Source organism: Paraburkholderia sp. SIMBA_027, assembly GCF_046535315.1.
Taxonomy (GTDB): Bacteria; Pseudomonadota; Gammaproteobacteria; order Burkholderiales; family Burkholderiaceae; genus Paraburkholderia; species Paraburkholderia tropica.
The window spans coordinates 1-243 of the sequence record NZ_JAWRWY010001419.1 but is presented as its reverse complement, the minus strand read 5'-3'; the positions used below and the strand labels follow the sequence as shown (position 1 = coordinate 243).

Annotated in this window: 1 protein-coding gene; it reads right to left on the bottom strand. The window is 63.4% G+C overall.

The window, feature by feature from the left end:
* A partial coding sequence (locus SB764_RS43870; RefSeq protein WP_410867292.1) for an isocitrate/isopropylmalate family dehydrogenase occupies positions 1 to 243 on the bottom strand: 243 nt, incomplete at both ends.

The following is a 243-nucleotide window of genomic DNA, read 5'->3' as shown; positions in this document are numbered from 1 at the left end:
CGAGGTTTCAACGGCAACCTCGTCGTCGGTGCCCTGATGCACGCGCCCGCCTGCACCGGAATATTCACCCTCGGTGTTTTCCCGGATGCAGAGAATGTCGAACCCATCCGCTTTCAGCGGGCCCTGCACACCGGGCAGAAGCCGATGAGGGCGGATATTGGCATATTGCACGAAAGCCTTGCGGATCGGCAGCAGCAGGCCGTGCAGCGATACGGAATCCGGCACCTCCGCCGGCCAGCCGAC